12 protein-coding genes and 1 pseudogene are annotated in these 13,303 nt (G+C 34.0%); 4 read left to right on the forward strand and 9 right to left on the reverse strand.

Annotated elements, in window-relative coordinates; genetic code table 11:
* Positions 1–104: 104 nt before the first annotated feature.
* Positions 105–428 (reverse strand): AzlD domain-containing protein, encoded by a 324-nt coding sequence (locus tag AC6CHV_RS03890; RefSeq protein ID WP_121448075.1) that lies wholly within the window; start codon positions 426–428, stop codon positions 105–107.
* The gene (locus AC6CHV_RS03895; RefSeq protein WP_121448076.1) at positions 425–1,150 is read right to left on the reverse strand and encodes an AzlC family ABC transporter permease; all 726 of its coding nucleotides are present in this window, start codon (positions 1,148–1,150) and stop codon (positions 425–427) included. Before AC6CHV_RS03895 ends, AC6CHV_RS03890 begins: the two co-directional genes overlap by 4 nt.
* Positions 1,151–1,248: 98 nt before the next feature.
* Between AC6CHV_RS03895 and AC6CHV_RS03900 the strand changes: the two genes are divergently transcribed.
* The gene (locus tag AC6CHV_RS03900; protein WP_121448077.1) at positions 1,249–1,800 is read left to right on the forward strand and encodes a helix-turn-helix domain-containing protein; all 552 of its coding nucleotides are present in this window, start codon (positions 1,249–1,251) and stop codon (positions 1,798–1,800) included.
* Between the two features lie 899 nt (positions 1,801–2,699).
* Here the strand turns inward: AC6CHV_RS03900 and AC6CHV_RS03905 are convergent.
* A pseudogene (locus AC6CHV_RS03905) lies at positions 2,700–3,358 on the reverse strand (HAD family hydrolase).
* A gap of 378 nt (positions 3,359–3,736) precedes the next feature.
* Positions 3,737–5,422, reverse strand: coding sequence for a hypothetical protein (locus AC6CHV_RS03910; RefSeq protein ID WP_498078149.1), 1,686 nt, complete (start codon positions 5,420–5,422; stop codon positions 3,737–3,739).
* A gap of 617 nt (positions 5,423–6,039) precedes the next feature.
* Between AC6CHV_RS03910 and AC6CHV_RS03915 the strand changes: the two genes are divergently transcribed.
* The 3 genes from AC6CHV_RS03915 to AC6CHV_RS03925 all read left to right on the forward strand — a co-directional run bounded on the left by AC6CHV_RS03915 (position 6,040) and on the right by AC6CHV_RS03925 (position 7,127).
* Positions 6,040–6,234, forward strand: a complete 195-nt coding sequence (locus AC6CHV_RS03915; RefSeq protein WP_498078150.1) for a hypothetical protein — start codon at positions 6,040–6,042, stop codon at positions 6,232–6,234.
* An 87-nt stretch (positions 6,235–6,321) separates the two neighbouring features.
* Positions 6,322–6,603, forward strand: coding sequence for a hypothetical protein (locus AC6CHV_RS03920; RefSeq protein ID WP_341331231.1), 282 nt, complete (start codon positions 6,322–6,324; stop codon positions 6,601–6,603).
* A gap of 11 nt (positions 6,604–6,614) precedes the next feature.
* A complete protein-coding gene (locus AC6CHV_RS03925; RefSeq protein ID WP_341331230.1) occupies positions 6,615–7,127 on the forward strand; it encodes a DUF3189 family protein in 513 nt (170 codons plus the stop codon).
* 70 nt (positions 7,128–7,197) lie between these two features.
* On the opposite strand, the gene AC6CHV_RS03930 is transcribed toward AC6CHV_RS03925, so the two are convergent.
* The 5 genes from AC6CHV_RS03930 to AC6CHV_RS03950 all read right to left on the reverse strand — a co-directional run bounded on the left by AC6CHV_RS03930 (position 7,198) and on the right by AC6CHV_RS03950 (position 13,288).
* Positions 7,198–8,310, reverse strand: coding sequence for a diguanylate cyclase domain-containing protein (locus tag AC6CHV_RS03930; protein ID WP_440272477.1), 1,113 nt, complete (start codon positions 8,308–8,310; stop codon positions 7,198–7,200).
* A 506-nt stretch (positions 8,311–8,816) separates the two neighbouring features.
* On the reverse strand, positions 8,817–11,417 hold the full coding sequence (gene ppsA / locus AC6CHV_RS03935) for a phosphoenolpyruvate synthase (RefSeq protein WP_498078151.1): 2,601 nt from the start codon (positions 11,415–11,417) through the stop codon (positions 8,817–8,819).
* 347 nt (positions 11,418–11,764) lie between these two features.
* The gene (locus tag AC6CHV_RS03940) at positions 11,765–12,046 is read right to left on the reverse strand and encodes a toxin-antitoxin system YwqK family antitoxin (RefSeq protein ID WP_440272475.1); all 282 of its coding nucleotides are present in this window, start codon (positions 12,044–12,046) and stop codon (positions 11,765–11,767) included.
* A gap of 244 nt (positions 12,047–12,290) precedes the next feature.
* A complete protein-coding gene (locus AC6CHV_RS03945) occupies positions 12,291–12,701 on the reverse strand; it encodes a GNAT family N-acetyltransferase (RefSeq protein ID WP_440272474.1) in 411 nt (136 codons plus the stop codon).
* Positions 12,702–12,889: 188 nt separating this feature from the next.
* On the reverse strand, positions 12,890–13,288 hold the full coding sequence (locus AC6CHV_RS03950) for a VOC family protein (RefSeq protein ID WP_440272473.1): 399 nt from the start codon (positions 13,286–13,288) through the stop codon (positions 12,890–12,892).
* Between the last annotated feature and the right edge of the window lie 15 nt (positions 13,289–13,303).

Consider the following 13,303-nt stretch of genomic DNA (forward strand, 5'->3'; position numbering starts at 1 on the left):
ACCTCCGAACTTATTATTTTCAGTAAGGATAAAAAAATGCAGCAACAATTAAGAATAAGTTTTATCAATTATAGCAATACCCTGATTCAAAAAACTCAGCTTCATTAAAACACAAATCTTATTGTAGCCATACAGACAACTCCTACAATAACTGTAACTGATAAGCTCTTTGTCCATATAGCTACAATGAGAGTTGGTATAATTGCTGCAAGAACTCTCCAGTCAATTGAAAGTAATGATTCATCTTCAATAATAAAGCTATCAACGATCAGTGCGGTAAAAATACAAATAGGGATAAATGAAAGCCATTTGATTACAACTTTGGGAAGTCCTATTTTCCTTATAACAATGAATGGAACAACTCTCGGAATAAAAGTGACAATCGCACTACCTAATATGATTAATAATATCGATACATTCAAACTCATTTGTCCTTCACCACCCCAATCGTCGCAACAATTATGGTCGATAATAGAATCGCAATGTAGGAAGGCATAAACATACAGAGTACCAACATCGAGAGTACAACATAGGTAATAAGCAATAGATAAAACTTCAATTTACTATGTTCCATACTCTCTAATTGTAAAACAAGTAATGCTAGAAACATCGCCGTTAATGAAAAATCCAATCCTAAAACTTCCGGATTTGAAATCCATTTTCCGAAAACAGCACCTAATGTACATGACAAAATCCAGAAAAAATAAGCTGTTAGATTCAATCCATTCATCCAACTTGCATTAATCATTTCTCTTTTTGCAATCTTATTGGCCGCAACTCCGAATGATTCATCTGTTAAAAGGGTTCCAATCCCAATATTTTTTAAAAGAGAATAATTTTTAAAGCTCGGTGCTATCGTCATACTTAATAAAAAATGACGTAAATTCACAATAAAAGTTGTAAATACAATGACTGAAAAAGGGCTTCCTGATACAAGTAGAGCACAAATGATAAATTGTGCTGCACCAGCGTAGACTAAGATCGATAATAAAGCAACTTCTAATATACTTAGATTGGACGCTGCCCCAACTATGCCCATCGCAATTCCTATACTGATGTACCCAATTAAAGTTGGAACGCAGTCTTTTACTCCTTGAGAAAATGATGGGAGATTTTTTTCAAACGTTATTTCATTTGCTAATTGGTTCAACGTTACACCACCTTATGTATGCTATAGTAAACACGTGTCTGTTATGATGTTTAAATGTATGTTATAATGAATAGAAAAAAGAGTCAAGGAGTTTTTTAATGGAATTCATTCAAGAGGTTATTGCGAATAATCTTGCCAATTTGAGAAAAAAGCGAGGACTGAGCTTAGATAACGTGTCAGAACTAACTGGGGTTAGCAAAGCAATGTTAGCCCAAATTGAAAATGGAAAATCAAATCCAACTGTCACCACTCTTTGGAAAATTGCAAACGGATTGCAAGTTTCTTTTTCAGGATTTTTAAAGGAAAATGAAAAACCACAAATTGAAAAAATAAAATTGAATGAACTTAATCCAGTCATTGATGATGATGGAAATTATTTCGTGTATTCAATCTTCCCTTTTCATCCAGAAAAAAAGTTTGAAATATTCGCTGTAGACTTAAAACCTGGTTTTAAACATGTAGCTGAAAAGCATACAGGTGAGGAGTATGTACTATTACAACGTGGAACGCTTACTCTGGAAATTCATGGGGAGAAGTTTGAGTTAAATCCTGACGAAACAATTAAATTTAATGCGAATACTGAACACATTTATATTAATTCTTCAGAAGAACTGGTCCGATTCTATACAATTATCTATTATCCCGACTGACTTGGATGTAATTCTGGTTAAAATTGATAAAAGTTGCGTATCGTCTACGCAACTCTATTTCAACTGGTGCTTCGATAGTTTAAAAATTCAACAAAAAAGGCACTTTTCCTTTTGAAGGATCCGTACCCGCTAGTTAAAATGTGCTGTTACAAAAAAGCAAAACCATCGCACAATTAGAATAGTTTTTTCTTTGTCAATAAACCCTGTAAAGTTGTATGGTAAAATAGATCAACTAATGGTTCAAAGAAACTTGAGAGGTGTTTCATTTTTAAAGGAACTTTGAATTTAATAATAAAAAAAATAGTTGAAAACAAAGATAGGAATAACGTAAATAAAGGGCGTGTCGTAAATAAATGACTGTACAAATACATCTTAACGTACAAGAATCCTGACCAAAAAACATTCCAGCCGTGTCCATAAAGAATTAGGTGTTTTTTCTGAATACAGTATTCAACCGCAAAGCTTACTGTAATCCATCGTAAATAGTAGATTAATTGCTCAAACCGCCCACTAGGCATCTTGCTCAAAAATACAAGTACTACTAACGGAGTTACAATAATTATATGTACCATTCTTATTAAGAACCAGTTTATGCCGTTAGGAATAAATTCCCAAACAAGATGTCTTCTACATAGAAAATAATATAGTGCATTAAGTGAACTAACATATACCATATTTTTATAGTACTTTGGAATATCACGCCAAGATTTACTAAAGATAGTTAACAATATTATGCTAAACACCAAAATGACGTGCATATTTGTATTTTTTCGTTTCTTTCGCATTTTACCCCTCACTCAATGATTAATCTCAGTAAGAGTTTATCCCAAAATTTTACATTTTATTTGTTATTTCTTTAAATCCAGAGTTGCTAAGTCCTTGATTACCATAACAATCCATTAAAATAAACCTTTAACAAAATAATTTAATAATCTATCAAGAGAAGTAATTTCGGCAAATGGTTCTATTTCAGTTTCATTTTTAGCCATTAAAGGATTAAACCATATTCCCTTTAAATGAGCATTTTGACACCCACCAATATCTTTTTTTATATCATCACCATGCGGCTTCTGGAGGCACATTAAGCTTATTTAATGCTAACTCAAATATGCGCTTGTCTGGTTTACTCAATCCCACTTCTTCAGAAATAATGATCATATCAAAACAACTATTTAAATGAGTGTTCATTATTTTAGCTTTTTGTCTCTGAGTTGAGCCGTTAGTTATAATTCCAACGTTAACATAATCTTTTATACGTTATGATATTTATCGTATTTTGATTTAAAGTAAAACATTGAGGAAAATGATGATTCCAAAAATCTTGAATTTCGTTACGTGGTAATCTATATTTTGGTGTAAATTCATCAAAAAATGATTCAAAAACAATAGTTTTATCACCATAGCCATAACTTCTTTTATCATATTCTTTAAATTTTGTTAACATTTCGTTTCGGGCAATATTTTTAACATCCTCATAATACTTTTCTAAGATCAGTAAAAACATGTTATCTACAGCTTTATCCCTATTAAGTAAGGTATCATCTAAATCAAAAAGCATTGCCTGATAACGTGTCAAACCTATTTACATCTTCCCCTTTATATATAAATAAGACAACTACAACAAACTTTTAAACCTTTAATTTTGGCATCTATAGCTATTTGTTTAGCTAAACTTCATATCTTTCGTCTTATATTTTGAATCAATAGATAACCTCATTATGTAAAACACTATAAAGTAAGACAAAAGTTCACAGAAACTAGGTTTCGTTTATGTGCCTCAATTCTATTAATATCAAATTTTAAATAGTGCTCACCTTTTTAAGTCATATTGCTCCGTTCTTTTTATAATTTCAACAAAAAATGCATTAATCCTTCTAGAAGCACAAACAACAAAAAGCGCCGGCCATCAATGACCGACACTATTTTCACATCAATATTAATTTAATCCTTGTATCACAAGAGTTTTTGCTGGTAAAAAGTCTTCACCTGTATCAAGGTATGTCACATTCACGGTATCATCTGCCTGTAAATAGATCGCCTTTGGGCTATTTTCAGATGAGATCACGTAACTTTTGTTATTATCTAATAAAAAGTAAACAATCGTAGCATTTTCTCCCTTTTCCTTATAAACCCGGACAACTTTCCCGCTCACTTGTTTTTCTGCTGCTTCCGATGTTCCGTCAACCGTTCCTCCGCCACGTTGTAAGGCTGTTTTATACAGCTTTAACGCTTCATTTGGCGTATTACCGTACACGGAAATTTCCGGATTAGCAGCTGAAACGATAAAATAGTTCTGTAAAAATCCATTCGCATCCAGTACTGGAGTTAACCAGCTTGCCTCTCCATAAAAGTTATAGAGAATAGGCATTTCACCGTCCCATTTCTTTTCTATGAATTTCTTTTCAATAATTTGAAGAGCACCTTGTGAATCCATATATGATTCTTGTAAGTTACCCGTATAATAAGTGGCCTCTCCCGTTCTTGAATTCGTGAGGGAGTAACCAAGCATCGAGTCAACGCCTTCTTTCGGACTAGTAAAATCAGTGAAATAATACATATCCCCATTTTCATCAAAAATCGGACTTACATTTGCTTCCGTCCCCTCATCTGATGGAAGTTTTACGTCAGATTTTCCAAACTTGCTGTTCCAAAAACCATTCACATAATTTCCATAATAGCTATTTTGCAAGCTAACCACTTCTGGAGACACAGCTCCATCAATAAATGAAGGAACATCAGCTAAAGCATACATGTCTGTTTTACCTGAAGCTGGGTCTACGAGGACGATTCCTTCTACTTCAAAACCATTTCGTGCCGAAATAAATTCCCCATATGAGCGAATATAAAAGGGCTTCCCTTCCTCGTCGATTTCCAATTGAGGTTCCCCATAAAAGATCATATTTGGATATTTCATTCGCATATGGCGTTCAAGATTTTTATGAAAATAAGAAGATGGCGTATAAGACATTTCTGTCTTCACAAACTTTGGATTATCAGTAGAATCCGTAGCACTAATCGTGAAGTATCCAGGTGTCGTATCCCCTTTCCACCACTTGAAAAAGCCCGAAAATTCGATAGGCGCTATATACACATACTTGTTGTTTACCTTTTGGATTTGCAAGTTTCCTAACTCATAATAACTTGTATCTGGAACTTGACCAAAGGCCTTTTTCATTTTATTTCGCGCAAACTGTGGTGGCACACTTGCCGGTGTTTTTGTTTCATCAAACACTTCAATCTCCGTTTCCTGCGCCATGCTGGCAATTTCATATTTCTCATCCGCATTAATGAGGAAAGCCGTTCCTAAATAAATACAAAAGAGAAGACTGCCTACAAATAATGCTCCCTTTACAACTCTTTCAATCCCGGTTGCAAAGAATGCGCCAGCAGCGGTAACAAGAAGGGCTAATAGCCAAACTGAAGAAAAATTACGATCAAGATTCGTCAAATAGAAATAAAGAAATATAAGAGTGGTAAATAAAACCGAGCTTAACACGAGAAGGCCAGTTTGGGGTTTAGCCTTTTTCTCCTTTTCCTTCGTGTTCGTATTTCTTAAAAATGGAAAGAGGATAAGTGTTGAAGCCAATCCTATAATAACTGAAAATAATAATATTGATTCCATATAGACTCCTTTCAAATATTCATTACTATCTATACGAATAACTAAATAAAAAGTTTCTTTTTTCCACTCACTTAAAATGGTTTACGTATGCTTTTAGATAGATGCGCAGTATGATGTCTTTCACAAAATATTAAAAGAGACCAAAAGTGTTATTAATATCTATTTGCATATGGTTTATTAATAAAAGTTCGACAAAAACATACGCAAAATAGAATTGCGTATGCTTTTTCATAGATTGGCAATATGATTCCATTCATGACATCCAAAAAAAGGTAAAAATGATATTAAAAGAGGCCAAAAATGTAATTAGTATCCATTTATGTATTTTTTTTTATTAAAAATGCGATAAAGACATACGTAAAAATGAAATGCGTATGCTTTTTCATAGATTGTCAGTATGAAACAATTCGCAAACTCCAAAAAAAGGAAACGCAATCTATATTTCCTTAATACAATACGGTGGTTAACCGACCTCCCTCTTTCATAAACGTTAAAGAATTCAACTTATTTTTCTTCACACCTGATTTTTTCATACTGAAGTTTATTTATTCTTCTTTTGGATACTGTATTTAATAGGATTTGATTAAACCTATTTAATATCCTCTGGGGGAATTATCATGAAAAAGAAATTTTTACTTTTTATTAATGTGATTATTACAGTTCTATTGCTTATTGGATGTGCTCCGCCCAAAGAAGAATCCGATAATAAATCAAAGATTCACACTCAAAATGATAAAAACAGTGAAAAGAATATCAAATTAAAAGTGGGTGATGAAGAAGACGATAAGAAAGAAAAGGAAAAAAAGAAGTAGACTAGGCTAGGGGAATTTTCCCCTCATTTTTTCAACGCTATCAATAGTATCAAGAAATGTTCATTATAAAAGAGGTGCAATTAGATATTGGAGAACTTTCCTACTATCCATACAAACGTTTGGGATGCTCTTATTTCAGTACCATTAGTCGTTATCTTGACTCAAATTTGTAAGTGGCTTCTACCAATTCGTAAGGCTTTTATTCCTACTGTTGCAAATGTGATCGGCTTAATTATTTCGATTTTTTTCGCTCATCGCCATCACCTTTTGGAGGGAATATTTATGGGCTTTTTCTATGGTAATGCAGCTGTCGGGGTTTATGCCTCTTTAAAAACCCAAATAAAAGCTTACAGACAAACAGAAAAATAGGGTGATATTATATGCTATTTATTTATCATGATTTCGGTGGTACCCATTCCACATCGCTAGCAGCTGCTTATCATCTTAAAATCTTCAATGACCCTACGAGGATTTTAGAAAAAGATGAGATATTAGCAGTCCCTTATTTTAACAAACTTAAGAAAAAAGATGCAGGAAAATTCATTTTCCATGGTGAAGATGATGAGGGGAATCGTGTGTATACACTTGGAAGACGTTCATCAAAACTCGTCCTCCCTTCTCTTTATCACTTCAGTGAGATCATCGTAAATCGCTATAATACTAATGAGGAAATTATTTTTTCGAATACTTCACCCGTTGTCCCTTTTGCGATGACAATGGGCGGTTTTTTCTCGAGAGGACTAGGAATTAACTCGATAGGTGTTCCACTCCTAGTCAAAGGGGCGCAACAAAGTTGTCTTCATATTTCACAACTAGTTGAAGAAACAAAAGAAATCGCAAAACATGCAAACGAACAAATTATTTCAATTGACAACAAAAAGTTTCAGGCGTAAGAAACACCTCTTTTTCTTCGGAAATATACATTATTAAAACCATACGCTGATGTAGCGTATGGTTTGTTTTTCAATACAAATCAATCTCATTTAAACTATATGGATTATATAGTTGATATTTATTTTTCCCTTGTTGTTTTGCCTGGTACATAGCCATATCAGCACGGTTAATTAATTCGGTAGCATTTAGACCGTGTTGTGGATATAGGGCTATTCCTATACTTGATGTGACTCTAACTCTTTTTCCAAGTATAATGATTGGAGAATTGAAACTCTCAATGATACGATTTGCAACCAATGTACTCTCTTCTTGATTTGCACTATCCAGCAAGACCATAAACTCGTCTCCAGCTAACCTTGCCACAATACCTTTATCTGCTACACATTTCTTAAAATAATCACTAACTTGTTTTAAAAGGATATCCCCTCCATCGTGACCAAGGGTGTCATTCACTTGCTTAAAGCCATCCAAGTCAATAAACATTACCCCAAACATTTTATTCTCTTTTTCAGAAGACTTTAACAATCGGGTGAGTTGATCCATGAAGGCTCTTCGATTAGGTAAACCCGTTAATGCATCTTCATATGCTAATCGCGTTACATTTTCAATTTCGCTCTTCTGTATCGTTATATCTCTTGCTATTAGTTCTCGTGCCAAATGTCCTTTAAAATCAATCATAGTCGATTTAAATTCTAAATCCACTACGGCCCCATCCACTCTCTTTATTTTCACTTGCTCATTAAATTCACTATTGGGGAATTGATCTAAGTGCTTTTTTAGATTTATTATGAGTTCTTTTGAATCCTGATGAACAAACTCACTTATGTCCCGATTGATTAGTTCATTTGTTGAATTCGAACCAAGTAAGTTTGCACCACTTTCATTAATAAAGAGGATTTCCCCTTTATCATGAATTATGATAGCTTCAGGAGATAATTGGACTAAACGTTTATACTGTTCTTCTTCCTCTTGTGTTTTACTAATAATTTTCTTACCTGTTAACAAAGCCCAAAACATTAACGAAACTTCTAATATAGGGCTGAAAAAATCCACCATTAATTCAAATATTCCCTCATCTTCAAGATGTAATATACTTATGATTGTATTATCCAAAAAATCAAATATTGAAATTAACATAATTAATATTGAGATTATAATGATCCTTTTAGCAAACAGTTCCATTTATTAACTCCCTTCGATTGTCGGGCCAATAGAAAAAACACCATTCATTAATCAGCATTTTTCCATTGAAGTCTTATGTGAAGTACTAACATTATAACCTCAGTAATAAAAACGAGTCGACTACCAATGATTCCTATATTTATTCCTAATTTCATATTTAAACTAGGAATAGCTTCCTACTTTTTCGATGAACTGTTCCTTTTATAATTTAGCTTTAACAAAATGATAATCCTACATAATAATAGAGAAGGAATGTTATATACTTTAACTTTTTATACCTAAATGAGGATGGATAACTTTTCTAATTATTCTACGGAAAGTCATTCTAGTACTGCGATACGTTTCCTATTTCTCTAGGAAACAGGTGTTAGGGTAAGGGTTGGTCTAACAATGGATTAGAAAAAAATTTGTGAAAACATAGTCAAAAAAAACCGATTTCCACATTGGAAAATCGGCCGTTTGATTGTATAAAGTTGTATGTGTGCTGCAAAATTCAACTAAAACGATTATAGTATTTCGATATATCCCTCTGTTCCATGCACGCGAATTCGTTGCCCATCTTTAATTCTATTAGTAGCATTCTCAACTCCTACCACTGCTGGTAATCCGTATTCTCGTGCAATAACGGCTCCATGTGTCATCAACCCACCGACTTCAGTTACTAGGCCTTTGATGGATACAAACAAAGGTGTCCAGCTAGGGTCCGTAAAAGCTGTGACTAATATATCTCCATCTTCTAAATTGGCATCTTCCATATTAAGAATGACACGAGCGCGACCTTCTATTACACCTGCAGATACTGGTAAACCGATAATTGCCTTAGCTGGCAGATTCTCTCGTTTGTACTTCCCTGCTATGATTTCACCATCAGATGTAATAACACGAGGTGGTGTTAGCTTTTCATATAATTTGTACTCACCCTTTCGCTTGCTGATGATTTGGTAATCTAGTGTATTCGTGCGTACAACCTCTTGTAGTTCTTCAAAACTGAGGTAGTAGATATCTTCTTCTTCATAAATGACACCCTTTTGCACAAGTTGTTTTGCTTCTTTCATTAGAGCTTGCTTATATATGAAATAACGATTTACCATAAAATATTTTGGATATTCCCGATAACCAATAAAATTACGAATTAGGTCGATCATTCGTTTTGTTTCTTTAACCTTTTGTTCACCATCCGGTAATTGCTTCAATCGTTCTACTAATTCTTGTTCTTTTTTTAGGGCTTCCTGTTGCCCTTTTTCAAATCTCCGCTTGCCAGCTTTAGCTTCAAAGTTTTTGATATTACTTAGAATCATAGGGACTATTGTAAGTGGCTTTTCAGTCCACCTTGTCTTCGTAATATCAATTTCTCCGGCACATCGCATACCGTATTTGTTGAGAAAAGCATAGATAGCTTCTCTAGCTTTCTGTCCACCATCAAACCTTTCCAGTTCATCCATAAAGTGATTATCTTTTACATGTTGTAAATATTCAACTACTTCTGGATAAGGGCGAATCACATCTGCAACATCCATTAATGCCAAACCCATTTCCGAAGTAATGTTGTTTTGTACCGATCGAGAAAGTGTGTCTGCTACGTTTTTTTCACCTAACCACTCGTTCATTTTAGCATTGATCCATGATGATGCATGTATAGCAGTCATAAATACAGATGAACTTTGTGGGTCGAATAAAAGTTTCTTTAATTCATCAATATCACTTAAAATAAAATCAAATAAATCTGATCCTGATTTCGTTTGGATGTTTTGTTTTAACTCTTCTATGGATGTTTGTCTGCGCATAATCAAATCAGAAACGATGGAAGGATTGTTTCCAACTTGTGCGTGCCTATCTGATTTGCCTTTAGTGGGACTCGGTGCATGATTATCATCTGGCAACGTTTTGATAAAATCGCCACGCTCAATAATGGTCATAATTGCGTCTTTCATGAGCGGATCGTGTTGACCCATCGCATTTAATAAATTGTTTCTACTTACAGGAGTTGCAAGTTGATGTGTGATATCAACAAACAATCTTCCACCAGCTACACGCATTGGGGCAAAAGTCGTTAATAGAAAAAAAGACAATCCCAATGGTTTAATCGGGTCGGTCATCATTTGTTGATGACCAACAGATATATAGACATGATTTTCCTCATCATTTGAACTAGGGATCGGATATAAAGTAGTGATTGGACGACTTTGCAAGATATAAAAGGTATTCTCAACTATACACCACTCAATATCTTGTGGACTTCCAAAATAAGCTTCAATCCTTCGTCCAATGCGCGCTAGTTGTAAAATCTGTTGATCAGTAAGTGTTTGTGCTTTTTGCTTTTCTGGATCGATTTGCTGAATCTCTGTTCCGCCTCCGTTTAAGACATTGCAGGACACTTTCTTCGTTGCAATCATCTTATCAACGATTTTTTCATCCTTTACTTTATAACAATCCGCAGAAACCAATCCTGAAACCAGAGCATCTCCAAGGCCAAAACTGGCATCAATTGAAAGTATCTTACGGTTAAAAGTTATGGGGTCAGCGGTAAATAATATTCCGGATGCTTGAGGGAAAACCATTCGTTGTATGATCACTGCTAGTCTCACCTGGCTGTGGTCAAATCCGTTTTGCATTCGGTAGATAACTGCACGAGTGGTAAATAAAGAGGCCCAACACTTGCTGATATAATGCAGGATTGCATCTTTGCCAATGACATTTAAATAAGTGTCTTGTTGACCTGCAAAAGAGGCATGTGGTAAATCTTCAGCAGTCGCACTAGAACGTACTGCATAAGCATGTTCATCTCCATGCTTAGAGAGATAATGAGTAACATCTTCTACAAGATTGAGTGGAATCTCGACTTCCATGATAACTTGGCGAATTTTCCTGCTAACTTCAGCAATTTGATCTCGATCATCAATTTCAAGTTTTGCAAGTTTCTCTAACAAAACCCGGTATTTATTGTTTTGCTCAATGATCTGTTGATATGCCACAGTGGAGACACAAAACCCTTCTGGCACTTGTATTCCTTCCATTTTTGATAATTCACCTAAATTAAAACCTTTTCCACCAACGAGCATAAACTGTGTTTTATTCATTTCCTGAAAATCGAGAACCAATGAACTCATACAACATCTCTCCTTACTTTTCATGTCTATTGATTGTAGCAGTAGTATATGTAAAGAAAAAGTCTATAATAAAGGTTTTATAAATGTTATAATTAAAGTAGGGAGAGTACATAAAAATGCAATTAACCCTTCATTGTTGGTAAACAATCTAAAAAACGTTGCACCATTTTATGATGCAACGCTAACTATCTTTAATAATCCCCTAATTCATCTTAGCAAATGCAACCAAAAAACCCTTATCGCAAGATTAGTTGTGATATCTTCTTAAAGAAACCTACCCTTTAACTGTTTTAGGCTATTCAAATTAACAGCAAGATAACTATGAAAAAAGAACATAATTTACTTTTTTATTTTTTATTACGATTGGTGGTTTTGTATTTTTCACCTTTGCTATCATAGGTGACCCATTCACCAACTGGATCACCTTTTTCAAAATACCCTGAACGCTTTATTGTTCCATCTGAACGATACCATTCCCAATAGCCTTCAGGCGTATCTTCATTCATTTTACCCTTTGACCATATTGTTTTTCCGTTTGCATGATACTTTATTGTGTATCCATCAATTACTTCCAGTTTCTTTTCCTTTACACCATTTGGTTTTTTTAAATCACAATCTTCATTTTTCATGTCTTTCCTCCAATCATATAAAAGGCTTTTTTCTAAAAAAATGATGTAAAATCATTTAAACAGTAGCCTTTTTTCTTCTATAGTTATCCTTCCCCCACAAATACTTGATATAAATAAAAGTGAGTATTTTTTTATATTAAAAGCACCTCCTTCTGAAAGGAAAAAACGCTGCACCAAAATATGATGCAACGTTTAATTGTATTTTATTTGTATACAAGATTATACAAATCTCTGAATTAATCACCTAATTTAACTTAGCAAATGCCACTAAAGATCCCTTATCGCAAGATTGGAAACCATTTTTCTCATAAAAATGTCTTACATCTGGAGCTTCTTCAGTTAATAATACTTTTTGACGAACACTTTTATATTTCTCCAGAATCTGTTGTACCAATTGAGTAGCTATTCCTCGATTTTGATAAGCATTTAACACCAGAATATCTTGAATGTAGATAATTGTTAATCCATCCCCAATTATACGAATTAATCCAACTAAATCTTCGCCATCCCAAGCAGATACTACTTCTAACGATTGTTCAATTGCCTGTTGAAGAACATCTAAATCTTGTGTATAAGCATACCATTCTACATCATTATATAAACGTTCAACTTGTTCTCTATTTATATTTTTATTATTCTTAAAAATTATCGTCATTCATTTTTCCTCCTCAAAAATTTATTATTTTGAAGAGTTGATCCATAATTTATCCACTGTCTTATGCCTCCTTATGGAATGTTACCGGATGTTGTCATATTACTACTTCGACATTGCTTACACTATTCCTGCTTACTATTCCATTTTTAGAGTATATCCTCTTGAAACAATACACCTTGTTTAAATCACTATCTTGGAGCCACAAGTTCTACCTTAATTCGGTCAGGATCTTCAAAATAAACAGCATAGTGATCCTTTCCTCCAGCTAAAGGGTGATTTTCAGGATAAAGAATAGTTATTCCTTTTTCTTTTAATTTGTTTGTCATTTCATCTATGTGCTCCCGTGAACTTGCATGAAATGCCAGATGATTAAGTCCTACTCGGCATCGATGATACGGAATATCTAAAAATCTGTCCTCAGCTTGGACAAAAACTATGTATGTCTCATCCATTTTCCAGCTTCGTCCATTTTCCCAGTCTTGAAAAGATGAGTATCCTAATTCTTCTAGAAACCATCCCCAAAAGTCTACTGTCCTACTTAAATCTGAAACATATATTTCAATATGATGAAGTAACCCCTTTGCCATATATAGCTCCCCTTA

The sequence above is a fragment of the Ferdinandcohnia sp. GQ5 genome, from assembly GCF_059759275.1.

Bases quoted from the DNA above. Each gene is read 5' to 3' on its own strand.
- AC6CHV_RS03890 (WP_121448075.1), bottom strand. From the start codon at position 428: ATGAGTTTGAATGTATCGATATTATTAATCATATTAGGTAGTGCGATT.
- AC6CHV_RS03900 (WP_121448077.1), top strand. From the start codon at position 1,249: ATGGAATTCATTCAAGAGGTTATTGCGAATAATCTTGCCAATTTGAGA.
- AC6CHV_RS03910 (WP_498078149.1), bottom strand. From the start codon at position 5,422: ATGGAATCAATATTATTATTTTCAGTTATTATAGGATTGGCTTCAACA.
- AC6CHV_RS03915 (WP_498078150.1), top strand. From the start codon at position 6,040: ATGAAAAAGAAATTTTTACTTTTTATTAATGTGATTATTACAGTTCTA.
- AC6CHV_RS03925 (WP_341331230.1), top strand. From the start codon at position 6,615: ATGCTATTTATTTATCATGATTTCGGTGGTACCCATTCCACATCGCTA.
- AC6CHV_RS03930 (WP_440272477.1), bottom strand. From the start codon at position 8,310: ATGGAACTGTTTGCTAAAAGGATCATTATAATCTCAATATTAATTATG.
- ppsA (WP_498078151.1), bottom strand. From the start codon at position 11,417: ATGAGTTCATTGGTTCTCGATTTTCAGGAAATGAATAAAACACAGTTT.
- AC6CHV_RS03940 (WP_440272475.1), bottom strand. From the start codon at position 12,046: ATGAAAAATGAAGATTGTGATTTAAAAAAACCAAATGGTGTAAAGGAA.
- AC6CHV_RS03945 (WP_440272474.1), bottom strand. From the start codon at position 12,701: ATGACGATAATTTTTAAGAATAATAAAAATATAAATAGAGAACAAGTT.
- AC6CHV_RS03950 (WP_440272473.1), bottom strand. From the start codon at position 13,288: ATGGCAAAGGGGTTACTTCATCATATTGAAATATATGTTTCAGATTTA.